The following is a 25,099-nucleotide window of genomic DNA, read 5'->3' on the forward strand; positions in this document are numbered from 1 at the left end:
CGTGGTCGCCGGGCGCGCCCCGCGCCCTGCTCGGCCCGGATCAGCCCGGCGTCGCCGGAGGCTCCTCGACGGGCGCCACGTCGACGAGCGCGTCGTGGAACGCGCAGCCGCCGCCGAGGTCGGTCAGCGTGTCGGGCGTGAGGGCGTTCGCCGACGCGCCGCCCTCGACGAGCGAGGCCCACCAACCCGACGGCAGCGCGACCACCCCCGGCGGCACGGCCGTCCCCACACGGGCGCGCGCGAGGACGGCGCCGCGGCCGTTGAACACGCGCACCAGGGCGCCCTCCGCGATCCCGCGCGCGTCGGCATCCGCCGCGGCGAGGGACACCGGGAGCTCGCCCTCGGCGGCGCGGTGCCGCGGCAGGTTCGCGTACTGGGAGTTGAGGAAGTGCAGCGACCACTTCGCGGTCAGGAGCTGGAGCGGGTACCGGGCCGACCGCTCGGGGTCGCCTGTCGGCGACTCCCCGGCCGGCACGTACGCGGGAAGCGGGTCGTGACCGGCGTCCGCCATCGCCGTCGACACGAACTCGAGCTTCCCGGACGGGGTGGCGAAGCCGCCTTCCGCATAGGGCCGCCAGTCGTCGCCGACCGCGACCTTCGCGTACCCGGTCTCGAGCAGGCCTTCCCAGGTCACGCCCTCGAGCAGCGGGTGCCCCGAGTCGAGCGCGAGGCGGACGAGCTCCTCGTCGGTGGCGGCGAACAGCGTCTCGTCCATGCCCATGCGGGCGGCCAGCCGCCGGAAGATCTCGCTGTTCGGAAGCGCCTCCCCGAGCGGCGCGATCGCCGGCCGGTTGAGCGTCACGTAGACGCTGCCCCAGGACGGCACGAGGTCGAGGTGCTCGAGCTGCGTCGTCGCGGGCAGGACGATGTCGGCGTGGGCGGCGGTGTCCGTGAGGAACTGCTCGACGCAGACGGTGAAGAGGTCGTCCCGCCGCAGGCCCTCGAGCACGCGGCCCTGGTCGGGGGCGATCGCCGCCGGGTTCGCGTTGTAGACGACGAGGGCCCGGATCGGCGGGTCGAGCTCGGTGAGCGCGCGCCCGAGCCGCACCATGTTCACCTCGCGCAGCGACGCGTCCTCCAGCTCGGGGCGCTCGACCGGCCCGAGGTTCAGCGGGCCCCAGGCGGCCCAGGCCGTCGTCGCGACGAGCCCGCCCCCGCGGTGGCGCCACGCGCCGACGAGCGCCGGGAGGCACGCGATCGTCCGCAGGGTCATCGCGGCGCGCTCGTGGTGCCCGAGCGCGATCAGGGTGCGGATCGCCTGCGGCGCCGTCGTCGCGTACGCCCGGGCGAGCTCGACGATCTCGGCCGCCTCCACCCCGGTGATCTCGGCCACGCGCTCGACCGGGTACTCGGCGAGGCGGAGGCGCAGCTCCTCGAAGCCGAGGGTGTGGCGGTCGACGTACGCGGCGTCGTGGATCCCCTCGTCCACGATCACGCGCATCAGCCCGAGCGCGAGTGCGGCGTCGGTGCCCGGCCGGGGCCGGACGTGCCAGTCGGCCGAGCGCGCGGTGCGGGTCTCGACGGGGTCGACGACCACGACGCGTGCGCCCGACCGGCGCGCTTCGGTCACGAACGGCCACAGGTGCTGGTTGGTGACGATCGTGTTCGTGCCCCAGAGCACGACGAACCGGCTGTGCCGCAGGTCCTCGGGCAGCATCCCGCGCGTCCCGCCCTGCGTCGCGATCAGCCCCTCCGCGGCCGACGAGCCGCAGATCGCCCGCGTCAGCCGCGATGCACCGAGCAGCGCGAAGAAGCGCCGGTCGAGCGACGCGCCCTGCACGATGCCCTGCGTGCCCATGTAGCTGTAGGGCAGCACCGCCTCGCCCCCGGACTCGGACACGATCGCCGTCAGCCGGCCCGCGACCGCGTCGAGCGCCTCGTCCCAGCCGATGCGCTCGAAGCGGCGACCGCCCTTCGGCCCGACGCGGCGCAACGGGTGCAGCAGGCGGTCGGGGCTGTACGCGCGCTCGACGTAGTGGTTGACCTTCGCGCAGAGACGCCCCTGCGTGAGCGGGTGCTCCTTCACCCCCCGGAGCCCCACGGCGCGGCCGTCCTCGACGGTGACCTCCCAGGCGCACGTGTCGGGGCAGTCGTGGGGGCAGGCGCCGCGAACCACGGTCGGTGGGCGCGCCGATGCACGACGCTGCTCGGGCATGGGCCGAAGTCTCTGGCGCGGCACGGTGCCGGTCAAGCCGTCGCCCTGGCTCGCCCGCCGATTCAGGGGACGAGGACGACGACGAGGCGGCGGGGGCCGTGGACGCCCTCGACCCGCGTCAGCTCGATGTCCGACGTCGCGGACGGCCCGGACACGAGCACGATCGCGCGGCCCTCGGCCGCACCCGGGCCGAGCCGGTCCAGCAGCTCGGGCACCGTCTCGACGACGTCCGCGCGACGGACGACGCAGACGTGGAGATCGGGAACCAGCGTCAGCGCACGCCGCCCCTGGCCCGGGCCCCCGTCGAGCGCGATCGTGCCGGTCTCGGCGCAGGCGGCGGCGCACGTCGTGACCGCGGCGTCGAGGGCGTCCAGCTCGAGCGGCGTGAGGCCGTCGTCGACGACCGCCTCGATGCCCTCGGGGAGCAGCGCCCCGTCGAGATCGGCGGCGACCCCCACCCGCCGTGCCGCGTGCGCCGCGAGCGCGTCGCGGACCGCCTCCGCCGGGCGCTCGGTCTCGAGCACCGTCGCCCCGTAGTCCTCGACCCGCTCGACGAAGCGGCGCTCGCGCTCGGCCGCACTCGCCGAGCCGGTGACACGGTACGTTCGCGAGACCTCGGCCGCGACGGCGCTGCCCGTCCCGGCGCGGATGCGACGGAGGACCTCCTCACGGGCGTCCACGGCTCTCCCACCACTCGCGGAAGGTCTGCGGCGGCACCGCCGGGAGCTCTCTCGACGAGCCCCAGCCGGCGAGCGGCCCCACGAACCAGCGGACGCGGCCGTGCCGGACGACCGGACGCTGCAGCCTCCGGGCGAGGCGCTGGGCGCGCTCGTAGCGCTCCCGCGAGGAGAAGACCCGGCCGAGCAGCCGCAGCGCCGTGCCCTCCACACTGCGTCGCTCCGCCTCGACGACGCGGCGGCGCTCGTGGACGAGCAGCCGCGGGATGTCGATCCGGACGGGGCAGACGTCGGCGCAGGCGCCGCAGAGCGACGACGCGAACGGCAGCGACCCGGGCTGACCCCGTGGGCCGGCGAGCTGCGGCTCGAGGATCGCGCCGATCGGGCCGGCGTAGACGGTGTGGTACGCGTGCCCCCCGGTCTGGCGGTACACCGGGCACACGTTGACGCACGCGGAGCAGCGGATGCAGCGCAGCGCCTCCCGCCCCTCGGGGTCGGCGAGCGCGTGCGTGCGCCCGCCGTCGAGGAGCACGAGGTGGAACGCGCGCGGGCCGTCGCCGCTCCGCACCCCGGTCCAGAGCGACGTGTAGGGGTTCATGCGCTCGCCGGTCGCCGAGCGCGGGAGGAGCTGGAGCAGCACCTCGAGATCCCGCCATTCGGCGACGACCTTCTCGATCCCCATCACCGTGATCAGCGTCTCCGCGAGCGTCGTGCACATCCGCCCGTTGCCCTCCGACTCGACGACGCAGACCGTTCCGGTCTCGGCGACGGCGACGTTGGCCCCGGAGACGGCGACCCGTGCGCGCAGGAACGCGGCCCTGAGGTGCAGGCGCGCGGCCTCGGCGAGCTCCTGCGGGTCGTCCGACAGCCCGGGGAGCCCGAGCTGCTCACGGAACAGGTCGCGGATCTCGCGCCGGTTCTTGTGGATCGCGGGGACGAGGAGGTGGGAAGGGCGTTCGCCCGCGAGCTGGCAGACGAGCTCCGCGAGATCCGTCTCGAGCGGGTGCATCCCCGCAGCCTCGAGCGCGTCGTTGAGGCCGATCTCGTCGGTGGTGAGCGACTTCACCTTGAGCACCTCCGACGCGCCCGCCTCGGCGGCGAGGCGGACGACGATCGCGCAGGCCTCCGCACCGTCGCGCGCCCAGTGCACGGAACCGCCGGCCGCGGTCACGCGCTCCTCGAGCCGGAGCAGCAGCGTGTCGAGCTGCGCCAGGGCGCGATCACGGACCGCCGCGCCCGCGTCGCGCAGCACCTCCCAGTCCTCAAGCTCGCCGGCGGCGGCGGCGCGTCGGGCACGGATCGTGTCCTGGGCGAGCCGCACGTTGGCGCGCGTCTGCGCGTCCTCGAGCGCGACGGCCGCGGCCTGCGGGAACGCCGTCGGGCGCGCACCTCTCGGCGCCAGCGCGCTCACCCTGCGAGCACCTCCGCGAGGTGGACCGCACGCACCGGCGAACGGCGCCGTTCGAGCCCGCCGCCGATGTGGAGCAGGCACGACGCGTCGCACGCGCACACGGCCTCGGCGCCCGTCGCCTCGATGCTCGCGATCTTGTCGGCGAGCATCGCCCCGGACACCGCGGCGTTCTTCACCGAGAACATCCCGCCGAACCCGCAGCACTCAGTGGCCTGCGGGAGCTCCGCGAGCGCGACGCCCGGCACGGCGCGCAGGAGCCGCTCGGGCGCGTCGCCGACCCGGAGCAGCCGCAGCGAGTGACACGTCGGGTGGTAGGTGAGGCGTCCGGAGTACCCGGAGCCGACGTCGACCACGCCGAGGCGGTCGACGAGGTACTGCGAGAGCTCGAACGTCCGCGCCGCCACCTCGGCGGCGGCCGGCGCCAGCTCGGGCACGTGCGCGCGGACGTGGCCGGCGCACGACCCGGACGGCGTGACGACGGCGTCCGCGTCCGCGAACACCTCGCCGTAGCGCCGGGCCAGCGCCGCCGCCTCCTCCGCGTGGCCCGCGTTGAAGTGCAGCTGGCCGCAGCAGGTCTGCTCGCGCGGGAACGTCACGTCGACGCCGAGGCGCTCGAGCACCGCGACCGTCGCCCGGCCCACCTGCGGTGCCAGGGTGTCCGTGAGGCAGGTGACGAAGAGAGCGACGCGCATCGGCCCGGAGAATCGATCCTCGATGATCCGAGCCTATCGCCCGGCGCGACGGCGTGGTCACGCGCCGCGACAGGTCGCCGCGTAGGATCCGCGCGCCGTGGCCGATGCCCCCCTCCCCGTCCCCGGTGCCGAACGGCGCGACCGGCGTGCCGGGCTCGGCTACGCGATGGTCACGGCGTCCGCCCTGCTGTTCGCGATCAACGGCTCGGTGTCGAAGCTCGCGCTCGACGCGAGCGGGATGGGAACCCTCCGCTGGACGGAGGTTCGCTCCACCGGCGCCTTCCTCGGGTTGCTGGCCGGCATCGCGCTGCTCGCCCCGCGCCGCCTCCGCGTCGACCGGCGGGAGGCGCGGTCGCTGATCGCCTACGGGATCGTCGGCTTCGCCTTCGTGCAGTGGCTCTACTTCGTCGCGATCTACCGGCTGCCGATCGGGATCGGGCTGCTGCTCGAGTTCACGGCGCCGGTGCTCGTCGCGCTGTGGGCGCGGTTCGTCTGGCGCGAGCGGGTCAGCGATCGGGTGTGGGCGGCCCTCGTGCTCGTGCTCGTCGGGCTCGCGCTCGTCGCCGAGGTCTGGTCCGGCCTCACGCTCGACGAGGTCGGGGTGGCGGCGGGGCTCGGCGCGGCGGTCGCCCTCGCGATCTTCTACCTCGCCGGCGAGCGGCTCGTCGTCCGGCGCGACCCGATCTCGGTCGTCGGGCTCGCGATGGGCGCCGCCGCGGGCTTCTGGGCGGTCGTGCAGCCGTGGTGGAGCTTCCCGTTCGCATCGCTCACGGAGACCGTCGAGCTCCCCGGTGCGCTCGCTCTGAGCCCGCCGGTCTGGACGCTCGCCCTGTGGACGGTGGTGCTCGGCACGATCGCCCCGTTCGTCCTCGCGATCGGGGCGCTCCGGCACCTGCCGGCGACCACGGTCACGATCGTGGCCACGCTCGAGCCGGTCGCCGCGTCGGTCGTCGCGTGGGTGTGGCTCGGGGAGACGCTCGCCGCGGTGCAGATCGTCGGCGGCGCCGTCGTGCTGGTGGGCATCCTCCTCGCAGAGGCCGCGCGGTGAACCACGTGCGCTGAGTACCCTGTGCGGGATGGTCGAGCGCATCCTCCTCGCCTCGCCGCGCGGCTTCTGCGCCGGCGTCGAGCGCGCCGTCGAGACGGTCGAGCAGGCGCTCGACCTCTACGGCGCCCCGGTGTACGTCCGGAAGCAGATCATCCACAACATCCACGTCGTGCGCGACCTCGAGGCCCGCGGCGCGATCTTCGTCGAGGAGGAGACCGAGGTGCCGGAGGGGTCGACGATCGTCTACTCCGCCCACGGCGTCGCGCCGTCGGTGCACGCGAACTCGGCCCGGCTGCAGCACAAGGTGCTCGACGCGACCTGTCCGCTCGTGACGAAGGTCCACGTTCAGGCCCGTCGGTTCGCCGCCGCCGGGTACACGGTCGTCCTCATCGGCCATGCCGGCCACGAGGAGGTCGTGGGCACGATGGGCGAGGCACCCGAGTCGACCGTGCTCGTGCAGGACGTCGCCGAGGCCGAGGCGCTCGAGCTTCCGGAAGCCGCGAGAGCGGCGTACATCACGCAGACGACGCTGTCCGTCGACGAGACGGTCGAGATCATCGGCGTGCTGCGCCGCCGCTTCCCGGAGATCGTCGGGCCGCGGAAGGAGGACATCTGCTACGCGACCTCCAACCGGCAGTGGGCGGTCAAGGAGATGCTGTCCGAGATCGACATGCTGCTCGTGATCGGGTCGCGCAACTCGTCGAACTCGAACCGACTGGTCGACGTCGCGCACGCACACGGCGTCGCAGCACACCTGATCGACGACGAGAGCGAGATCGACGCGGGCTGGTTCGAGGGCATGCGCACCGTCGGGGTCACCTCCGGCGCATCGGCCCCGGAGCGCCTCGTCGTCGGGGTCTGCGAGTGGTTCCGCCAGCGCGGCGTGGAGCGCATCGAGCCGTTTCAGATGGCCAGCGAGGACGTCACCTTCCGGTTGCCGGTGGAGCTTCGCCGCGAGCTCGCGCTCGCCGAAGCCCGCCCCTGAGGGGACTGCCGTGCGTCTGGCCGCGATCGTCCCAGCGACGGATCGTCCACCGACGCTCGCCCGCTGTCTCGAGGCGATCAGTGGCGCCGACGATCCGCCGGAGGAAGTGATCGTCGTCGACGAGCCCGCCGGTGCCGGACCGGCGCTTGCGCGAAACAGGGGGGCAGCGGCGGCGACCTCGGACGTGCTGGCGTTCGTCGACTCGGACGTCGTCGTCCACCGCGACGCGTTCACCCGCATCCGGGCGCATCTGGCCGCGGATCCGACGCTGGTCGCCGTCTTCGGCTCCTACGACGACCACGTCCAGACGACGGGCACCGTCGCAGCGTTTCGCAACCTGCTCCACCACACCGTGCACCAGCGCTCCGCCGGCGAGGTCGCATCGTTCTGGGCCGGGCTCGGCGCGGTACGCGTCGACGCCTTCGAGGCCGCCGGCGGTTTCGACGCCCGCCGATACCCGAGACCGTCGATCGAGGACATCGAGCTCGGCGGGCGACTCGCCGCACACGGACAGATCCTCCTCGACCCGGAGCTGCAGGGGACACACCTCAAGGAGTGGACGCTGAGCTCGATGGTGCGCACCGACTTCGCGCATCGCGGTGTTCCCTGGGTTCAACTCATGGTCGAGCGCCGCGACGTCCCGGCGACGCTGAACCTCGGCCTCCGCGAGCGTGCGAGCGCGGTCGCGGCAGTTGCCGTTGCCGTCGGGGCCGCATCCCGTCGACCCGCCCTCGTCACGGCCGCGCTCGCCGCCACCGTCGGGCTCAACCCCGATCTGTACCGGCGGCTGTTCGTCCGACTCGGGCCACGGGGTGTGGTTCTCGGCCTCCCACTGCACGTCCTCCACCAACTCGTCGGGCTCGCGGCGCTTCCGGTCGGCGCGGTCGCTGCGGTCACCTCGACAGCGGCCGACGAGCGCTAGGCCCCCGGGCAAGAGCCCGCAGAGGCCGATCAACGGGACGGCGCTCCCTCCAGTCTCCCGGAAGGTCGCGGGCTCGGGAGCGCTCTCTGCGTCGGCGGACGACCTCGCGGCAGCGCGGAGCTGCCCCGCAAGGAACGCGTCAAACCCGAACGATCACGGGAGTGTCGCCGCCGTCGGCGAGGAGCTCGATCGCGAGCGTCTCCGCCTTGATCCAGTCGGCGTGCTCGAGCAGGTCGGCGTCGCCCGCCGGGATCGTCAGCCGGATGCGGTCGGTGAGCTCGAGCCCGGCCTCCTTGCGCATCGTGTTCACGCGGTGGATCAGCTCGTACACCCGGGCCTCGCGCGCGAGCTCGTCGTCGACGTGGAGGTCGAGGGCGACCGTCACGCCGGCGTCGGCCGCGACCGCCCAGCCGTCCTTGCCGCTCCGCTCGACGAGCACGTCGTCCGGGCCGAGATCGTGCCCGGCCACGCGGAAGGAGCCGCCGCCGAGCTCCTCGAACGCACCCGCCTGGAGCGCCGAGCGCACGGCACCGAGCTCCGAGCCGAGCCGTGGGCCGAGCACGGGCAGGTTCGGCTTGACGCGGAGCTCGGCCTCGACGGGCTCGAACCTGACCTCCTTCACGCGCAGCTCGTCCGCGATCTCGGCGGCGTGCCCCCCGGCGCGCGGCGCCCCCTCGACGACGAGCGTGCGCAGCGGCTGACGCAGCTTGAGGCCCGACGTCTGACGCGCCTGCCGCGCGAGCTCGACGACGCGGCGCACGTCCGCGACCTCGCCGAGGACGTCGTCGTCGGGCGCGGGCGGCTCCGGCCAGCCGGCGAGGAACACCGACGAGGGCGCGTCCGCGCACGGCCCCGTGAGCACGCGCCACAGGTGGTCGGAGAGGAACGGCATCACCGGCGAGACGACCCGCAGCCCCGTCGCGAGCGCGTGCCACAGCGTCCGCAGGGCGGCGGCGTCCCCGTCCCAGAAGCGCCGCCGCGAGCGGCGGATGTACCAGTTCGAGACGTCCTCGACGAACGCCTCGAACGCCCCGATCACGTCGACGGTGAGCCAGCGCTCGTACGCCGCCGTCGCGTCACGGACGAGCAGGCGCGTCCGCTCGACGAGCCAGCGGTCGAGCGGCTCGAGATCGCCTCGCGGGCCGGCGTCGAGGTCGCTCCACGTCGGCTCCCAGCCCTCGACGTTCGCGTAGTCGACGAGGAAGCGGGTCGAGTTCCAGAGCGTGAGCAGCCTCCGCTTGATCTCCTGGGCCGGCCCGAAGCCGAACAGCAGGTTGCGGTCCGGCGGCTGCGCGCAGTACTGCCACCGCATCACGTCCGCGCCCATGCGCGCGAACGCGTCCTCGGCGACGATCAGGTTCCCCCACGAGCCGTGCATCTCGCGGCCGTGCTCGTCGAGCATCTTCTCGTAGCCGAGCACCTGCCTGTACGGCGCGCGCCCGACGAGCGCGACCGACATGAAGAGCTGCGAGTAGAACCACAGCCGGATCTGCTCGCGCATCTCCGACACCCAGTCGGCGGGGAACCATCGCTCCCAGTAGGCGTGGTCGGGCAGGTCGGCGGTGGTCAGGCCGCGGGCGGCCCCGGTGGCGTACCCCTGCTCGACCCACGTCTCGTTCTGCCAGCCGAGCGTCGAGAACGGGACGATGCCCGCGTCGAGCCAGACGTCGCCGACCTCCGGGATCCGCCGCACCGCACGGTCGCACGCGGCACAGCGGATCGGCACCTCGTCGATCCACGGTCGCCGCAGCTCCTCGAGCTGCTCGAGGCCCGAGACGGCCCGCTCCTCGAGCTCGCGCCGCGAGCCGAGGACGTTCACGTGCCCGCACTCGCACGGGTAGATCGGCAGCGGCAACCCGTAGTAGCGGCGCCGCGAGATGTTCCAGTCGCCGAGGTTGCGCAGCCAGTCGTCCATGCGCTTCCCCATGTACGCGGGCGTCCACTCGACCTCGGCGTTCGCGGCGAGCAGCCGCGGGCGGAGCTCCTCGACCGCGATGAACCAGTCGTCGGCGAGCCGGAAGATGAGCGGCGTGTGGCAGCGCCAGCAGAACGGGTAGCTGTGCTCGTACGTGGTCGCCTCGACCAGCAGCCCGCGCTCCTCGAGGTTGCCGACGATCTGGTCGGTCGCCTCGACCGTGGACAGCCCGTGGAGCCAGCCGTAGTCGCCGGTGAAGCGCCCGGCCTCGTCGACCGGCTGCAGCACTGCGAGCCCGTGCTCGCGGGAGAGCTCGAAGTCCTCGGCCCCGCACCCGGGTGCGATGTGCACGATGCCGGTGCCGGTGTCGAGCGCGACCTCGTCCCACGGGATCACGCGGTGCTCGACCGCCGCGCCCGGCGGCAGCGTGTCGAAGGGCCCGACGTAGCGCCAGCCGACGAGGTCGGCCCCGCGCAGGCGCTCGGCGAACACCTCGTCGGGGTGCAGCTCGACCGCGAGCCAGTCGCCGCCGTCGGTGCGGCCGTACTCCGCCTCCGGCTGGACGGCGGCGGCGACGTTCGCCGGCAGCGTCCACGGCGTCGTCGTCCACACGACGACGGCCTCGCCGGGGCGGTCGAGCAGCGGGAAGCGGACGCGCAGCGACGGGTCGAGGCGGTCCTCGTAGTGGCCGTGCAGCTCGTGGGCCGAGATCGACGTGCCGCAGCGCGGGCACCACTCCGTGGAGCGATGGCCGAGGTACAGCCAGCCGCGCTCGTGGACGATCTGGAGGAAGCGCCAGATGTACTCGATGTTGGTGTCGGAGAACGTGAAGTAGTCGCTGCCCCAGTCCATCCACTGCCCGAGCCGGATCGAGCCCTTCGTCAGCTCCGCGGAGGAGCGGACGACGACGTCGCGGCACCGGCGGGCGAACTCCGCCAGCCCGTACTCCTCGATCTCGCGCTTCGAGTTGAGCCCGAGCTCCCGCTCGACGCCGACCTCGATCCACAGGCCCTGGCAGTCGAACCCGTTCTGGTACCGCTGGTGGAAGCCGCGCAGCGCCTTGTAGCGCTGGAACACGTCCTTCAGCGTGCGCCCCCACGCCGTGTGCACGCCCAGCGTCTTGTTCGCGGTCACGGGGCCGTCGACGAAGCTGAACGTCGGCCCGTCCGCGTTCAGGGCGCGGAGCTGCGCGAACGTGCCCTCGCGCTCCCAGACGTCGAGGATCTCGCGCTCGAGGGCGTCGTGATCCGGCTTGTCCGGCAGCGGTGCGAACATGCCGTCGATTCTAGGGACGCGCCGGGAACACATACGGCTCGCCCGTCGTTGGGAGAGATACCGACGACGAACCACCAACAGGACGAAAGGACGCCATGGCAGCTGCAGTGACCGAAGCCACCTTCGAAGACGAGGTGATCGCGAGCGACACGCCCGTGATCGTCGACTTCTGGGCCGAGTGGTGCGGTCCGTGTCACGCCGTCTCGCCGGTGCTCGAGCGCATCGCCGAGGAGCGTGACGGAGAGGTGAAGGTCGTGAAGGTCAACATCGACGAGGAGCAGGGCCTGGCGCAGCGCTACGGCATCGCTTCCATCCCGACGATGATCCTCTTCCGCGAGGGCGCACCGGCGGCCGCCGTGATCGGCGCGCAGCCGAAGGGCGCGATCGAGCGCCAGCTCGGCCTCGCCTGAGCCACCCCCATCTCACTCCGCGTCCGGGCCGGCCTCGTGGTCGGCCCGGACGTTCGTGTGGGGAGTAGCGTACGGGGCATGAGCCCGCGCTTCGTCCCCGCCTCCGTGACCGAGCTGCAGCGGTCCGGGCTGCTCGCCGAGCTCCCGGGCGAGCAACTCGCGCGCCTCGCGGAGCGGATGCAGCGCCAGGAGGTGGCGGCGGGGAGCGTCGTGATCCACGAGGGCGACGCCGACGACCGCTTCTACGTCCTGCTCTCCGGCGTCGCCGCGGTCACGCAGGCGGAGCGCGGCCCACGGCGGCTGCTGCGCCCGGGCGAGGAGTTCGGGGAGGTCGCGCCGGCGATGGGCGTCGCCCGAACCGCCACGGTGACCGCCGTCACTCCGTGCGTCGTCGCGAGCTGCGACCGCCAGGTGTTCGACGAGCTCGTGCGCCCGCTCTACGCCGACGACGAGCCGCCTGCCTGAGCCCGCCGCGCGGCGCGCGGGTGGGCGACACGGCGCCGTGCGTCAGCCGGCCCCGGGGCCGGCCCGGACGACGGCGAGCTCCGAGAGCACCGCATCGGAGAGGGCCGGCCACGCCTCCTTCGCCCACGGCCCGAAGTCGCGCGTGGTGAGAGCGGCGCACGCGACGCCCCGCGCCGGGTCGACCCACAGGAAGGTGCCGCTCCCGCCGAAGTGCCCGAATGTCGCGGGGGAGGTCAGCGAGCCCGTCCAGTGCGGCTCCTTGCCGCCCTTCAGCTCGACCCCGAGGCCCCAGTCGAGCGGGTCGAAGCGGCCGAAGTCGGGCAGCACCCCGCCGAGGCCCGGGAAGCTCGTGCGTGTCATCTCCGCGAGCGTCTCCGGCGCGACGAGCGTCGGACGCAGGAGCTCGCGCCCGATCGCGAGCACGTCGTCGAGCCCGGCGTGCATGCCCGCCCCCGGGTGGCCGCGCGGGTCGAGGACGAGCCCGAGCGGACGGCAGATCGCCTCGCGGACGTACGTCGGGAACGCCATGTCTGCGCGGTACGCGAGATGCTCGCCGACGACGCGGAAGCCTTCGTTCGAGTAGATGCGCCGCTGCCCGACCGGCGCGATCGGGCGCTCCCCCTCGAACGGGAGCCCGGAGGCGTGAGCCAGCAGGTGCCGCACGGTCGCGCCGGGCGGCCCTGCGGGCTCGTCGAGGTCGAGCACGCCCTCCTCGGCCGCGATCATCACCGCGAGCGCCGTCACCGGCTTCGTCACGGAGGCGAGTCGCACGGCGGCGCGGACGTCGCCGTGGGTCGCGATCGCCCGCTCGGGGGCCGTGACGCCGGCTGCGGCGAACGGCGCCCCCCAGGAGTCGATCTGGAGCAGGGCACGCACGGCGCGCGATACTAGCCCGATGGAGCGACGGCTGGTCTCCTCGGGATCCCCGTACGAGCCGATCATGGGGTTCTCGCGCGCGGTGCGGGTCGGCCCGCACGTCCACGTCGCCGGGACGGCGCCGATCATGCCGGACGGCGGCGAGCCGCCGCCGGACGCGTACGGGCAGACACGCCGCTGCCTCGAGATCGTCCTCGCCGCCCTCGACGACGCGGGCGCGTCGGCCGCCGACGTCGTGCGCACGACGATCTACGCCACGAGCGCCGCCGATTTCGAGGAGATCGCGCGCGCCCACGGCGAGGTCTTCGCGGAGGTACGGCCGGCGAACGCCTTCATCGTCGTCAGCGGCTTCGTCGACCCACGCTGGAAGGTCGAGATCGTCGCGGACGCGATCGTCGTGTGAATTCGGCCGTCGAGCGGCGATACTAGCGCCATGCAGCGGAGGGTGATCTCCGGGCACTCCCCGTACGAGCCGGTCGTGGGCTACGCGCGGGCGGTCGTCGCAGGCGACCGCGTCCACGTGGCCGGCACCGCCCCGATCGCGGCCGACGGGTCGCCCCCACCCTCCGACCCCTACGAGCAGGCGGCGCTCTGCCTGCGCATCGTCGGCGACGCCCTCGAGCGCGCCGGCACCATGTTCGGCCACGTCGTCCGCACCCGCGTCTACCTGGCCGACGCGGCCCACTGGGAGGGCGTCGCCCGCGCGCACGGCGAGGTGTTCGGCGACGTGCGCCCCGCGAACACGACGGTCGTCGCCCAGCTGCTCGACCCCGCCTGGAAGGTGGAGATCGAGGTCGAGGCGGTGCTCCCGTGACGGAGCTCGAAGAGCGCCGGGCGATCCCGTCGTCGATCACCGGCAAGGGCGGCGCGTACGCCGGCAGCGTCCTCGAGCACCGATTCGGCACCGGCAGCCAGTACACGCTCGGGGTCGAGGAGGAGTACATGCTGCTCGACGGCACGACGTTCGACCTCGTGCAGCACATCGAGAGCGTGCTCGCGGCGACGGAGGGTCACGAGCTCGAGAGCCAGGTGAACGCGGAGCTGATGCAGTCGGTGCTCGAGATCGCGACGCCGGTCTGCTCGTCCGCGAACGAGGTGCTGCGCGAGCTCTGCCGTCTCCGGTCGTACGTCCAGGGGATCGCCGGCGAGCGCGGCATGCGCGTGGGGTCGGCCGGGACGCATCCCTTCAGCCTGTTCGAGCGGCAGCGGATCACCGCCAAGGACCGGTACCGGGCGCTGATCGACCAGCTGCAGTACGTCGCGCGCCGCGAGCTCATCTTCGGCATGCACGTCCACGTCGCCGTCGACGACCCGGACAAGGCGATCAAGGTGATCGGCGGCCTCCTCCCGCAGCTCGGCCCGCTGCTCGCGCTCTCCGCCAGCTCGCCGTTCTGGCGCGGCGAGCCGACCGGGCTCGCCTCGAGCCGCCAGTCCGTGTTCGCCGCGTTCCCGCGCTCCGGCCCACCGCCGCGGTTCCGGGACTACGAGGACTTCGCCGAGGTCGTCGGCCAGCTCGAGCGGACGGGCTGCATCGCCGACTACACCCACATCTGGTGGGACGTGCGGCCGCACCCGCGCTTCGGGACGATCGAGGTGCGGATCTGCGACGCGGTGACGCGGGTCGAGGACGCCGTCGCGATCGCCGCCTACTGCCAGGCGATCGTGAAGCTCCTCAGCGAGCGCTACGACGCGGGCGAGGAGATCCCGTCGTTCCACCGCATCCTCACGAGCGAGAACAAGTGGCTCGCCGCCCGCTACGGGCTGGAGGCGCCCGTCATGGACCTCGAGACGGGCCGGCGGAACCGGGTGCCGGTCTCGCAGCTGATCCGCCGCACGCTGCGGGACATCGAGCCGCACGCGCGCGAGCTCGGCTCCGAGCGCGAGCTGGAGGGGGTGCGCGCGATCCTCGACCGCGGCAACAGCGCGGAGCGACAGCTGCGGATCTGGAACGCGAACCGCGACATCGTCGAGGTCGCACGCGAGATCGCCGAGGCCGCCGAAGACCTCCCGTACCGCTGATGCTGGGGCCGGGCGACGCCGCGCCGGACGCCCGCGTCTGGCGCGACCCGGCGGAGGGCCCCGCGTCGCTCCGCGACCAGCTCTCGACGGACGGGTACACGCTCCTCTGCTTCTACCCGTTCGACTGGTCACCGACCTGAACGAGCGAGCTCCGGCTCCTGCGGGACAGGAGCGGCGACCTCGACGCGGCGGGCGTCCACCCGGTCGGGATCTCGATGGACACCCACTGGTCGCACCGCGCCTGGGCGGAGGCGCTCGGCGTGACGTCGATTCCGCTGCTCTCGGATCGGCTGGGCGAGGCGGCGACGGCGTTCGGGGTGCTCGGCGAGCGGGACGGCATGCCGCGCGCCGAGCGCAGCGCATTCCTGATCGCGCGCGGCGTCGTGCGCGCCTCGTGGATGCTCGGCCGAGAGCTGCCCGACGTCGATGCGATCGTCGCGGCGGCCCGGTCCGGCCGCTAGGCACTCGGGGTCGCGGGGCGCGACCTACATGCCCATCGCGTGGTACCCGGCGTCGACGTAGAGCGTGGCGCCGGTGACGTTGCGGCCGTCCTCCGACAGGAGGTAGGCGGCCGCGGCGCCGCAGTCGTCCGCGTCCATGTGCCGGTGCAACGGCGCGCGCTGCTCGAACATCTCTTCCATCGTCGTGAAGCCCGCGATCGACCGTGCCGCGAGCGTCCGCACGGGGCCCGCGGAGATCGCGTTGACGCGGATGTTCGCATGGCCGAGGTCCCAGGCGAGGTACCGGACCGAGGCGTCGAGCGTCGCCTTCGCGACGCCCATCACGTTGTAGTGGGGGACGGCGCGCACGCCGCCGAGGTAGGTCATCGTCACGATCGAGCCACCGCCCCGCGCCTGCATCAGCGGCTCGGCGCGGCGGGCGGCCGCGACGAGCGAATAGGCGCTGATGTCCACCGCCATCCAGAAGCGGTCGCGCGGCGTGTCGACGAACCGTCCCTCGAGGTCCTCGGCGGCGGCGAACGCCACGGAGTGGACGAGGCAGTCGAGCCCGCCGCCGAACGCCTCGGCGGTCGCGGAGAACACCCGGTCGAGGTCGTCGTCCGAGCGGACGTCGCACTCCCCGACGAGACGGCCTCCGACCGAGTCCGCGAGCTCGCGGACGGTCTTCTCGATCCGCTCGCCCTGGAAGGTGAACGCGAGCTCCGCCCCCTCCTCGTGCAGCCGCCGCGCGATCGCCCACGCGATCGAGCGCTTGTTGGCGACCCCGAGCACGAGCGCCTGCTTTCCCTCGAACCGACCGGCCACGCGACGATCCTATAGCGCTACCGTGCGCGGGATGCAGGCGTTCGCGCACGACGGCTTCACCTACCCGCTGCCGGAGGGTCACCGCTTCCCCCTCGGCAAGTACCGCCTCGTGCGCGAGGGCGCCGAGCGCCGCCCGGGCGTCGCGCTCGCGACGCCGCCGGCGGCGACATGGGAACAGCTCGGTCGCGCGCACGCGCGCTCGTACCTCGACCGCGTTCGCGACGGGCTGCTCGAGCGGCGGGAGGAGCTGGCGCTCGGGCTGCCGTGGTCGACCCGGCTCGTCGAGCGCTCGCGCCGGGCGACCGGCGCGACGATCCTCGCCGCGCGCGCCGCGCTCGACGACGGCGTCGCGATGAACCTCGGCGGCGGGACGCACCACGCGTTCGCCGACGCCGGTCGCGGCTTCTGCGTCTTCAACGACGTCGTCACCGCGATCCGCACGCTCCGTGCGGAGGGAGCGGCCCGCCGCGTGCTCGTGATCGACCTGGACGTCCACCAGGGCGACGGGACGCACGCCCTGCTCACCGACGACGAGGCGGCCTTCACGATGTCCGTCAACGGGTTCCGCAACTACCCGTTCCGCCGCGTGCCGGGCGACCTCGAGCTCGACCTGGCGGACGGCACCGGCGACGACGAGTACCTCGACGGGGTGCGCCGACTGCTGCCCGAGGCGATCGCGCGGGCGACACCGGAGATCGCCTTCTACCTCGCGGGGGCCGATCCGTACAAGGGCGACCGGCTGGGGCGGCTCGCGCTCACCAAGCCGGGGCTGCGGGCCCGCGACGCGCTCGTGCGCGACACGCTGCGCGCCGCCGGCGTCCCCGTGTGCGTGACGCTCGCCGGCGGATACGCCGAGGACATGCACGACACGGTCGAGATCAACCTGGGGACGGTGGACGTATTCAGCGCGTAGCCGTCGTCACCGGGGCGTCGTCGGGGATCGGCGAGGCGACGGCCCGTGAGCTCGCCGAGCGCGGCTGGCGCTGCGTGCTCGTCGCGCGCCGCGAGGACCGGCTGCGGTCGCTCGCCGACGAGATCGGCGGCGACGTCGAGCCGTGCGACCTCGCCGACCCGGAGTCGGCCGCGGCGGCGGCGGCGCGCATCGGGGAGCGGCACGAGCGGGTGCACCTGCTCGTCAACAACGCCGGCATCCCGGCCCGCGGGACGATCGTCGAGGTCGAGCCCGAGCTCGTCGAGCGCGTGCTCGAGGTCAATCTTCTCTCGGGCGTCCGGCTGACGCGTGCACTGCTGCCCTCGCTGCGCGCGGCCCGTGGGCACGGGGGGGCACACGTCGCGAACGTCGCCTCGGTCGCCGGCACGATGGCGTTCGCGCAGGCGGGCGCCTACGCCGCGTCGAAGCACGCGCAGGTCGCCTTCTCGCGCACCCTGCGCGCCTCCCTGCGCCCCACGGGGATCCACGTGCACACGATCCTCCCGGGCTTCGTCGAGACGGAGGGGTTCCCGCAGGAGGCGCTGCTCGCGACCCCGGTGCTGCGCCGCCTCGTGGTGCGCCCGGAGCGGATCGCCCGGGCGATCGTCCGCGCCGTCGAGACGGGGCGCGCGGAGATCGTCGTCCCCTGGTTCCCCTACCGGCTCGTCGGCCCGTTGCAGGCCGCCGCCCCCGCGCTCGCCGCACGCCTCGCCCGCCGCACCGTGGGCACGGCGAGGCCGCGGTAGGCTGCCGCGTCGTGAGCGCGACGTCGACCCACCGCGTGGCGGTCGTCACGGGCGCCTCGTCGGGGATCGGCGAGGCGACGGCGCGCCTGCTCGCGGAGCGCGGCTGGCACTGCGTCGTCCTCGCCCGGCGCGCCGACCGCCTCGACGCGCTGGCGCGCGAGATCGGCGGGGAGCACGAGGCCTGCGACGTGTCCGACCGCTCGGCCGTCGATGCGGCCGCGGCCCGGATCGTCGAGCGCCACCCGTCCGTGGGCCTGCTCGTCAACAACGCGGGGTTCCTCGCCCGCGGGACGTTCGTCGACGTCGACCTCGCCCTCGTCGAGCAGTCGGTGCGGGTCAACTACCTGGGAGGCGTGTGGATGACGAGGGCGCTCCTCCCCGCGCTCCGCGCGGCCGCGGCCGAGGGGGGTGCGCACGTGGTGAACGTCGGGTCGATCGGCGGCACGATCGCGTTCGCCCCAGCGGGGGCCTACTCCGCGTCGAAGCACGCCCAGGTCGCCTTCTCCCGCTCGCTGCGGGCCGCGCTCCACGGAACCGGCATCGACGTGCACACGATCCTGCCCGGGTTCGTGACGACCGAGGGCTTCCCGCACCCCGTCGTGTTCCGCACGCGCCTCGGCCGGCGGTTCGTCGTCGGCCCCGAGGCGACGGCCCGCGCCGTCGTGTCGGCCGTCGAGCGCGGCCGGCGCGAGGTCGTCGTGCCCTGGTTCCCGTACCGGCTGGGCGCGATCGCGCAGGCGCTCTTCCCGACGCTGACGGCACGCGTCCTCTCGTCGGCCGAGTACCCGGACGACGCTGAGGGAGCCTGAGCGCGCCTAGCCGCGCTTGCGCGCGACGTACCAGCCGACCTCGATCTCGTAGACGGGCGCCGGCGCCATGCGGCGGACGCGCTCGCGCTCGTCGCCCTCGAGGCCGGCGATGTCGAGGAACTGCTCGAGGTCGCGGCGCTCGTGCTCGATCTCGTTCGACAGCACGACGAGGTCGTTCGCATCGAGGAACCCGCGGACGTCGGCGTCCGGCAGGAGGCGGGTGTGGGACGGGTCGCGGCTGCGCTCGAACCGGTCGAGCTCGAGCGACACCATCGGGTCGATGTCTCCGAGCTGGTCGACGAGCAGGATGCGGCCGCCCGGCCGGGTCACGCGTGCCAGCTCCGCGACGACGAGCTCGGGCCGCCGCACGTGGTGGAGCAGGCGGAGGCAGCCGACGACGTCGAACTCGCCGTAGCCGAAGGGGAGCGCGGCGGCGTCGCCGAGGACGAACGTGGCGTTCGGCGGTGCGCCGTCCCGGGCCGCGGCGAGGAGCGCCTCGTCGCCGTCGATGCCGATCACCTCGGCGACGTGCGGCGCGACGGCGTACGCGAAGGCGCCTGCACCGCAGCCCACGTCGAGGGCGCGCCCCTCCCCGTCCGGCGCGCCGAGCAGGCGTCGGACCTTCGCCTCGAGGTCGGCCGCCCGCTGCCGCTGGAGCGCCTTGCGTGCCTCGACGGCGTCAGTCATCGCGTACGACCCGTCGGCCCCGCGGCGGGCCGGTCGTCAGCCCGCACACGATCTCGTAGGGGATGGTGTCGGCGACGCGCGCGTGCGCCTCCGCCGTGACGCCGTCCCCGAGCAGCGTCACGCGGGCGCCCGGCTCGACCGGCCCGGGGAGCTCGACGGCGACGGCGTCCATGGACACGGTGCCAACGATACGCCGTCGGGCGCCCTCGACGAGCACCTCCGACCCCGTCGTGTCCCGCCGCAGCCCGTCGGCGTAGCCGACGGGGACGATCGCGATCCAGGTCGGAGCGCGGGCGACGTACCGGCGCCCGTACCCGGTGCTCTGGCCCGGCTCGAGCAGCTTGACGAGCGCCACCTCCGACTCCCACCGCAACGCCGGCTCCAGGCGCCAGCGCGCCGGGTCGACGCCGAGCGGGTCGATGCCGTAGAGCGCGATCCCGCACCGCGCCGCATCGAGACGTGCTTCCGGGAGCGTGAGCGCGGCGGCGCTGTTCGCGACGTGCCGGGTGAGATGCGCGTGGGAGGCCGTCGCCCGCAGGAACCGCTCGAGCTGCCCGGCGGTGAACGCAGGGTCGACGTCGGCGGAGGAGAAGTGCGTCATCAGCCCGACGACGTCGCGTCCCGGGGCCGCGAGCTCTCCGAGCCCCCAGCGGCCCATGCCCGTGTCGAGCTTGAGGTGGACGGGCACGCCCTCGGGGACGTCGGCGGCGGCGGCGACGAGCTCGAGGCGGGCGTCCCGCGCGCCCGCGATCTCGTCGGGCGCCGTCGGGCCGAGGACGATCAGCCGCGCTGCGGGCACGACGGGCCGGAGGGCGAGGGCCTCCGGGACGGTCGCCACGCAGAGCGCCGTCGCGCCCGCCTCGAGCGCCGCCGGCGCGACGTCGGTGGCCCCGTGGCCGTACGCGTCCGCCTTCACCACCGCCCACAGCTCCGCGCCGTCGAGTGCGGCGAGGAGCGTGCGCACGTTGCGCCGGATCGCGGCGAGATCGAGGGTGAAGAGCGAGCGCGTCACGACTGCCTCCTCAGACCTCGACGCGCATGCCGTCGTGGGCGAACGTGACGGGGAGCCCCTCGTCGCGAAGCCGGCCCTCGACGACGAGCAGGTCGTCGTACGAGAGGCCGTCGAGCTCCTCGATGTGGGAGAGCACGACCCGCTGCGCCTCGAGGGCGCGGACGATCTCGATCGTCTCCGCGAACGTCGCCTCGAAGCGGAGGATCGGGTGCTCCGGGTCGATCCGCCGCTCGCCCGTGAGCGGGTGGTGCTCGCAGACGCCCATCGGGAGCACGGCCAGGTCGCACCCGGTGACGTCGGCCGGCGGCGCCCACCCGTTGAGCTCGTCCATCGCGAGGAGCAGGCGGCCGGTCGCGTCGCGGAGCTCGAACGCGTACACGTAGTCCTCGGCGAGCCGGAACGGCCGGATCGTCGTGCCGCCGATCTCGACCACGTCACCGTCGGCGAGCTCGTGGATGCGGACCCAGCCGCGGTGGCGCATGAACTCGAGGTGCGCCATCCCGCCCAGCCGCTCCCGGAAGTCCGCGGCGACCTGCTCGGGCAGGTAGAGGTCGGTCACGCGCTGGCGCTTCGCCTCTCGAGGCCAGCCGCGGAAGTCCCCGTTCCGGGTCTCCCAGACGCGGCGGCCCATGGTGTGGTCGGGGTGCCAGTGCGAGTAGAAGCACGCGGCGATCTCGTCGAGCCCGGCACGGTCGAGCTGGAGCTTCGCCTCCTCCGGGGTGTCGAACAGGACGTCGGGGCCGTGCACGAACACGCTCGGGCCGGTGCGGGCGTACGGCACCCCCTTCGCGCGCGCCTCGACGCAGACGGCGCATCGACATGCGGGGCGCGGCGTCGTCGTCGCACCGCCGGAGCCGAGGATCTCCACGAGCATGCCGCGATCGTAGTGACGCGCGGCGGCGGCGAACTACGGGTACTGCTCCTCGCAGCTCGCGTGGAACGTGTCGTTGCCCGGTCCGCCGAGGCAGACGTCGTACCCGGCGTTCCCCTTCAGGTTGTCGTCGCCCGCGCCGCCGACGATGCAGTCGTCGCCGGCGGCACCGTTCAGTCGGTCGTTGCCGGGCGTGCCGATGACCAGCGCCGACGATCCGCCGCCGCCGCCCGCCCCGGTGATCACGTCGAGGTTCAGCGCCGCGCATGCAGCGGGCTTCACCTCGTTCGCCGTGGGCCCTGGGCGGCTGAGGTCGTCGGCTGCGCTCGACGCAACGGTGTTCGTCGCCGTCACGGCTCCCGCGGACACGAGCGCCAGCGTCGCTGCAGCCACCGCCAGGGCGAGCGGTTTGCGCCTCATGTGCCGCGCACAGGGAGCGTGGAGCGGGCGACAGTCCGCGCCTCGCCCGCCCTGTACCGGGAGACGGCGACACCGTCGTCGACGACGTACTCGTCCCCCGAGCGCGTGTCCCGGAGGATCACGCGGTCGTAGTGCTCGGCGATTCGCGCGAGGTCGTCGATCGTCGGGACGTCGGTGATGCAGCGACCGTCCGGGATCTCGACCTCCGCGGCGACGATGCGCGAGCCGTAGCGGGCCTGGATCCGTCCGGCCTCGCCGCTGCCGCCGCGTCGCACGAGAACCGCCGCCGACGCGCCGGCGGCGAGAAGGGAGACGAGGATCCCGAGCAGGGCCAGCGACCGAGCCTGGGCGACCGAGAGCGTGGCGGTGCCGAGGCCGATCGTGCGCGCCGCCTGCGCCGTGACGATGCCGCTCTCCTCGACGTCGAAGGCCGGTGCCGCATCGTCCGCTGCTGCGGCGGGACGCATCGAGATCGCATCGAGCTGGAAGTCGAAGGCAGGGCGGTACGTCTCGTCGATCAGGGCCGTGCCGGCATAGCCGACGAGCTGCACGGTCGGGGCGATGCTCACCGTGAAGACCGTCGTGGTCGAGCCCGTGAGCTCCTTCATCCGGTCGACGACTCCGCGGATCGCGCGCACGTCGAGGACGCCCGCGGCCGCCGCGGCGCTCCCCTCGAACGGTTGCTCGGAGCGGAGCGGGATCGATCTCGCCCAGCCCTGGCCGTCCGACACGACCGCGTCGAGGGCAACCCCGCCGCGCACGTCGTGCGCCTCCTCGGCCGAGTACGTGTAGTCGAACGCGACCCGCAGCCTCGACACGAGGTTCGTGAACACCGTGTCGCCGGTCGTCACCGCCCCTTCCGGATAGACGGCGCTCCTCGGCACTGCGGCCTCGTACGAGAACGTGCCCGCATGCCGCCAGGCGTCGGCGACTTCGACCGTCCGCTGCGCCGGCTGGCCGAAGGCCACGACGGCGAGCAGCGCGAACAGCACGAACGCCCCGCCCGCGCCCGCCAGCACCGTGCGCGGCACCGCGAGCGAGGTCTCGGGCCGCGCGGCGGAGACCCGCACCGGCTCGGGATCGCCCGTCGCGCGCGGTGCCCGTCGGCGGGAGACCTCGCGCCCGCCGGCGAGCAGGCCGAAGACGACGAAGAAGGCGATCGCCGCGAGCACGAATGGGTGCTGCAGCCATCCGACCACCCGGCCTGCGCCCGGCACGAAGAACCACACCTGCCCGCGGATCTGGCTCGCGGTCGGGTGCTCGGGGTCGAGGTACCCGTTGTTGTCGCCCTGGAGGACGAACCGCTCTCCGTCGCGGGCGACGATACGGTGCAGGACGTCGCGGTCGAGGGTGCTCGAGCGGTAGAGCACGATGTCGCCCACCTCGTACGTGTCCTGCTGGCGTGTGAGCACGAGGTCGTTCGCGTGGAACGTGGGCTCCATGCTCGAGCCGGCCGTGATCACGTACGCCGTGCGGCCGCCGACCTGGAGCGGGGCGAGGAACACGAAGCCGACACCGACAACCGCCACGAGGAGGGCCGCTGCGACGATTCCGATTGCGCGGTTTCGGGTCATGGCGCGAGGAGGGGAGGGACGCCCGGGCGGGCGGTTCCGTCCCGCCCGGACGCACTCGTGGTGAACGTCTAGCTGGCTGCGACCACGCGGAGGTTGCTCGCCGGGGCGACGTCAGGCTCGGAGCCGCTGGCGAAGGTGCACGCGGCGCTCGTGCCGCTGGTGATCGTGCAGGTCGCCCAGGCGGTGCCAGAATCGACCTGGGCCGCCGCACCGCTCGCGGCGTTGTCCAGCGTGAAGGAGACGCCCGAGATCTTCGTGGGATCGGACGAGAGCAGCGTGTAGCTGACCGACGAGACGTCGTAGCCGGCGATCGCCCCGCTGCCGTCACCGGCGCGCGAGCCCTCGACGGTGTTCGTCGCCGTGTAGCCGTACGCCGCGATCGCCGCCGCAATGGCGAGAAGCAGGGCCAGCACGGCCCGGCGCCTGCGCTTCGTGGTGGTCATGAAGTCTTCCTTTCTAGAATTTGTCTTCATACGTTCGTTGCTGTGTCTGTCGGGAGTCGGGGCGCGCGGCCGCTCCCCCGAAAGAGTCATGGCATAGATGTCATGAGAAAACGGGAGACCCGCGGGGCCGAGCCGGGCCTACGAAAGGGCGCCAGGGAGCGCGGCCGCGACGTCGGAGGCGAGAAGGCCCGCCTGCTCGGGCACGCTCGCCGCCGCGATCCCGTGGGCGACGGCGGCGGCCGCCGCGGCCTCGGGCGCGTCGAGACCCTTCGCGAGGAACGCGGCGATCACGCCCGTCAGCACGTCGCCGCTCCCGGCGGTGGCGAGCGAGGGTGGGCCGAGGTCGCAGACGACCGGCCCGGCGCCCGGCGCCTGCACGATCGTGTCGGCGCCCTTGAGCAGGACGACGGCCGCGTACCGCTCCGCGCAGCGCTCGGCCGCCTCGAGCCGGTGCGCGCTCACCCAGGCGGCGTCGACGTCGAGCAGGCGCGCGAGCTCGCCGGCGTGCGGTGTGAGCACGGTGGGCGCGTCGCGTGCGAACGGCTCGAGCCCGAACAGGGCGTCGGCATCGACGACGACGGGGCCGTCGAGCCGCCGCAGCAGCTCGCCGACGAGAGCCTGCGCGGCCGGCTCCCGCCCGAGGCCGGGGCCGAGCGCGACGGCCCCCGCCCGGCCGGCGTCCGCGACGATCGTGTCGGCCGCGGTCTCCCAGTCGAAGGCGCGCTTCACCGGCTCGAGCGCCAGGCTCTCGACGACCTGGAGCGACGCGCGCGGCACCGCCAGCGTGACGTAGCCCGCGTCGGCGCGCAGCGCCCCCATCGCCGTCAGCACGGCCGCACCCGTCATCCCGGGCGACCCGCCGACGACGAGCACCGTTCCCGCCGTGTACTTCGAGTCGCGCGGGGCACGGCGGGGAACCGCACGGAGCAACGCGTCGGTCGCGCGGCGCGCGCGCGTCTCGCGAGGCTCGAGGCCGATCTCCGCGACGACGACGCGGCCCGCGTGGAAGCGCCCCGGGGCGACGACGAGCCCGACCTTGCGGCCGTGGAAGGTCACCGTCAGCGACGCCTCGACGGCGGCGCCCTCGACCTCGCCGGTCGTCGCGTTCACGCCGGACGGGAGGTCGACGGCGACGACCGGCGCCCCACAGGCGTTGATGCGCTCGATCACCCCGGCGGCCTCGGACCGCGGCGCGCCGCGGAACCCGGTGCCGAAGAGCGCGTCGACGACGACGTCGTACCCCTCCGGGTCGTCCGTCTCCTCGGCGACGTGGCCCGCCTCCCGCAGCACCCGCGCCGCGATCCGACCGTCCCCGCCGTTCGACCCGCCGCCGCAGACGACGCCGAAGGTCCGCGCGCGCGGGAAGGCGCGCATCGTCTCGAGCGCGACCGCCGTCCCCGCCCGCTCCATCAGCTCGTCGGCGGTCTCCGGGTAGCCCGGGTAGGCCTCCTCCGCCTCGCGCATCTCCGCGGCCGGGGACAGCGGCGCGAG

The 25,099-nt window shown here is 73.9% G+C and carries 26 protein-coding genes and 1 pseudogene; 13 read left to right on the forward strand and 14 right to left on the reverse strand.

The features are described from left to right. Nucleotides 1–40: 40 nt before the first annotated feature. The 4 genes from AC162C_RS11555 to AC162C_RS11570 form a co-directional block, all read right to left on the reverse strand. Entirely contained in the window at nt 41–2,155 is a 2,115-nt protein-coding gene (locus tag AC162C_RS11555) for a molybdopterin-containing oxidoreductase family protein (protein ID WP_484097679.1), read from the reverse strand. Nucleotides 2,156–2,217: 62 nt separating this feature from the next. After that, a complete protein-coding gene (locus tag AC162C_RS11560; protein WP_484097680.1) occupies nt 2,218–2,835 on the reverse strand; it encodes a LutC/YkgG family protein in 618 nt (205 codons plus the stop codon). Beyond that, the gene (locus AC162C_RS11565; protein ID WP_484097681.1) at nt 2,822–4,243 is read right to left on the reverse strand and encodes a lactate utilization protein B; all 1,422 of its coding nucleotides are present in this window, start codon (nt 4,241–4,243) and stop codon (nt 2,822–2,824) included. Before AC162C_RS11565 ends, AC162C_RS11560 begins: the two co-directional genes overlap by 14 nt. After that, nucleotides 4,240–4,935, reverse strand: coding sequence for a (Fe-S)-binding protein (locus AC162C_RS11570; RefSeq protein ID WP_484097682.1), 696 nt, complete (start codon nt 4,933–4,935; stop codon nt 4,240–4,242). Before AC162C_RS11570 ends, AC162C_RS11565 begins: the two co-directional genes overlap by 4 nt. A gap of 97 nt (nt 4,936–5,032) precedes the next feature. On the opposite strand from AC162C_RS11570, the gene AC162C_RS11575 reads away from it, so the two are divergent. The 3 genes from AC162C_RS11575 to AC162C_RS11585 are packed head-to-tail and all read left to right on the forward strand — an operon-like array spanning nt 5,033 to nt 7,890. After that, on the forward strand, nt 5,033–5,983 hold the full coding sequence (locus AC162C_RS11575; RefSeq protein ID WP_462973869.1) for an EamA family transporter: 951 nt from the start codon (nt 5,033–5,035) through the stop codon (nt 5,981–5,983). Between the two features lie 28 nt (nt 5,984–6,011). Beyond that, a complete protein-coding gene (locus AC162C_RS11580) occupies nt 6,012–6,968 on the forward strand; it encodes a 4-hydroxy-3-methylbut-2-enyl diphosphate reductase (RefSeq protein ID WP_484097683.1) in 957 nt (318 codons plus the stop codon). A gap of 10 nt (nt 6,969–6,978) precedes the next feature. Then, nucleotides 6,979–7,890 (forward strand): glycosyltransferase family 2 protein, encoded by a 912-nt coding sequence (locus AC162C_RS11585; RefSeq protein WP_484097684.1) that lies wholly within the window; start codon nt 6,979–6,981, stop codon nt 7,888–7,890. A gap of 139 nt (nt 7,891–8,029) precedes the next feature. Here AC162C_RS11585 and ileS read toward each other — a convergent pair whose 3' ends face one another. Beyond that, nucleotides 8,030–11,080 (reverse strand): isoleucine--tRNA ligase, encoded by a 3,051-nt coding sequence (ileS, locus tag AC162C_RS11590; RefSeq protein ID WP_484097685.1) that lies wholly within the window; start codon nt 11,078–11,080, stop codon nt 8,030–8,032. Nucleotides 11,081–11,175: 95 nt separating this feature from the next. Between ileS and trxA the strand changes: the two genes are divergently transcribed. Together trxA and AC162C_RS11600 are read left to right on the forward strand one after the other, a co-directional pair. After that, nucleotides 11,176–11,490, forward strand: coding sequence for a thioredoxin (trxA, locus tag AC162C_RS11595; protein ID WP_462973873.1), 315 nt, complete (start codon nt 11,176–11,178; stop codon nt 11,488–11,490). Nucleotides 11,491–11,568: 78 nt separating this feature from the next. Next, a complete protein-coding gene (locus AC162C_RS11600; RefSeq protein ID WP_484097686.1) occupies nt 11,569–11,955 on the forward strand; it encodes a cyclic nucleotide-binding domain-containing protein in 387 nt (128 codons plus the stop codon). Nucleotides 11,956–11,997: 42 nt separating this feature from the next. On the opposite strand, the gene AC162C_RS11605 is transcribed toward AC162C_RS11600, so the two are convergent. Further along, entirely contained in the window at nt 11,998–12,831 is an 834-nt protein-coding gene (locus AC162C_RS11605) for a serine hydrolase domain-containing protein (protein WP_484097687.1), read from the reverse strand. Nucleotides 12,832–12,850: 19 nt separating this feature from the next. On the opposite strand from AC162C_RS11605, the gene AC162C_RS11610 reads away from it, so the two are divergent. The 5 genes and pseudogenes from AC162C_RS11610 to AC162C_RS11630 form a co-directional block, all read left to right on the forward strand. Further along, nucleotides 12,851–13,234 (forward strand): RidA family protein, encoded by a 384-nt coding sequence (locus tag AC162C_RS11610; protein ID WP_462973876.1) that lies wholly within the window; start codon nt 12,851–12,853, stop codon nt 13,232–13,234. A gap of 30 nt (nt 13,235–13,264) precedes the next feature. After that, on the forward strand, nt 13,265–13,645 hold the full coding sequence (locus AC162C_RS11615; protein WP_484097688.1) for a RidA family protein: 381 nt from the start codon (nt 13,265–13,267) through the stop codon (nt 13,643–13,645). Beyond that, nucleotides 13,642–14,850, forward strand: coding sequence for a carboxylate-amine ligase (locus tag AC162C_RS11620; RefSeq protein ID WP_484097689.1), 1,209 nt, complete (start codon nt 13,642–13,644; stop codon nt 14,848–14,850). Before AC162C_RS11615 ends, AC162C_RS11620 begins: the two co-directional genes overlap by 4 nt. After that, nucleotides 14,850–14,990, forward strand: a complete 141-nt coding sequence (locus AC162C_RS11625) for a hypothetical protein (RefSeq protein WP_462973879.1) — start codon at nt 14,850–14,852, stop codon at nt 14,988–14,990. The genes AC162C_RS11620 and AC162C_RS11625 overlap by 1 nt, the downstream gene beginning before the upstream one ends. Before the next feature lie 15 nt (nt 14,991–15,005). After that, nucleotides 15,006–15,311: pseudogene (locus AC162C_RS11630) on the forward strand (redoxin domain-containing protein); the annotation flags it as partial. Between the two features lie 24 nt (nt 15,312–15,335). Here the strand turns inward: AC162C_RS11630 and AC162C_RS11635 are convergent. After that, entirely contained in the window at nt 15,336–16,115 is a 780-nt protein-coding gene (locus AC162C_RS11635) for an enoyl-ACP reductase FabI (protein ID WP_484097690.1), read from the reverse strand. Between the two features lie 31 nt (nt 16,116–16,146). Here AC162C_RS11635 and AC162C_RS11640 point away from each other — a divergent pair, with 31 nt between their 5' ends. From AC162C_RS11640 to AC162C_RS11650, 3 genes are read left to right on the forward strand one after another with little or no spacing between them, the layout of a single operon-like run. Next, nucleotides 16,147–17,028 (forward strand): histone deacetylase family protein, encoded by an 882-nt coding sequence (locus tag AC162C_RS11640; protein WP_484097691.1) that lies wholly within the window; start codon nt 16,147–16,149, stop codon nt 17,026–17,028. Next, nucleotides 16,941–17,792, forward strand: a complete 852-nt coding sequence (locus AC162C_RS11645) for an SDR family NAD(P)-dependent oxidoreductase (protein WP_484097692.1) — start codon at nt 16,941–16,943, stop codon at nt 17,790–17,792. Before AC162C_RS11640 ends, AC162C_RS11645 begins: the two co-directional genes overlap by 88 nt. 11 nt (nt 17,793–17,803) lie before the next feature. Further along, on the forward strand, nt 17,804–18,601 hold the full coding sequence (locus AC162C_RS11650) for an SDR family NAD(P)-dependent oxidoreductase (protein ID WP_462973883.1): 798 nt from the start codon (nt 17,804–17,806) through the stop codon (nt 18,599–18,601). A gap of 6 nt (nt 18,602–18,607) precedes the next feature. Here the strand turns inward: AC162C_RS11650 and AC162C_RS11655 are convergent, their stop codons facing one another. The 7 genes from AC162C_RS11655 to AC162C_RS11685 all read right to left on the reverse strand — a co-directional run. Beyond that, nucleotides 18,608–19,288, reverse strand: a complete 681-nt coding sequence (locus AC162C_RS11655; RefSeq protein ID WP_484097693.1) for a class I SAM-dependent methyltransferase — start codon at nt 19,286–19,288, stop codon at nt 18,608–18,610. Then, nucleotides 19,281–20,300: an alanine racemase gene (gene alr / locus AC162C_RS11660; RefSeq protein ID WP_484097694.1), complete on the reverse strand. Its 1,020-nt coding sequence runs from the start codon at nt 20,298–20,300 to the stop codon at nt 19,281–19,283. The genes AC162C_RS11655 and alr overlap by 8 nt, the downstream gene beginning before the upstream one ends. A gap of 10 nt (nt 20,301–20,310) precedes the next feature. Next, complete coding sequence (locus AC162C_RS11665) at nt 20,311–21,174, reverse strand: MBL fold metallo-hydrolase (RefSeq protein WP_484097695.1); 864 nt, start codon at nt 21,172–21,174, stop codon at nt 20,311–20,313. 33 nt (nt 21,175–21,207) lie between these two features. Beyond that, nucleotides 21,208–21,591 carry a calcium-binding protein gene (locus tag AC162C_RS11670; protein WP_462973887.1) on the reverse strand — a complete coding sequence of 128 codons (384 nt, stop codon included), beginning with the start codon at nt 21,589–21,591 and terminating at the stop codon, nt 21,208–21,210. Beyond that, a complete protein-coding gene (locus AC162C_RS11675; RefSeq protein WP_484097696.1) occupies nt 21,588–23,165 on the reverse strand; it encodes a signal peptidase I in 1,578 nt (525 codons plus the stop codon). Before AC162C_RS11675 ends, AC162C_RS11670 begins: the two co-directional genes overlap by 4 nt. 68 nt (nt 23,166–23,233) lie before the next feature. Further along, nucleotides 23,234–23,608, reverse strand: coding sequence for a hypothetical protein (locus tag AC162C_RS11680; protein WP_484097697.1), 375 nt, complete (start codon nt 23,606–23,608; stop codon nt 23,234–23,236). 138 nt (nt 23,609–23,746) lie between these two features. Further along, nucleotides 23,747–25,099 (reverse strand): NAD(P)H-hydrate dehydratase (locus tag AC162C_RS11685; RefSeq protein ID WP_484097698.1); only part of this gene is annotated, 1,353 nt, incomplete at its 5' end.

Source organism: Gaiella sp., assembly GCF_057140465.1.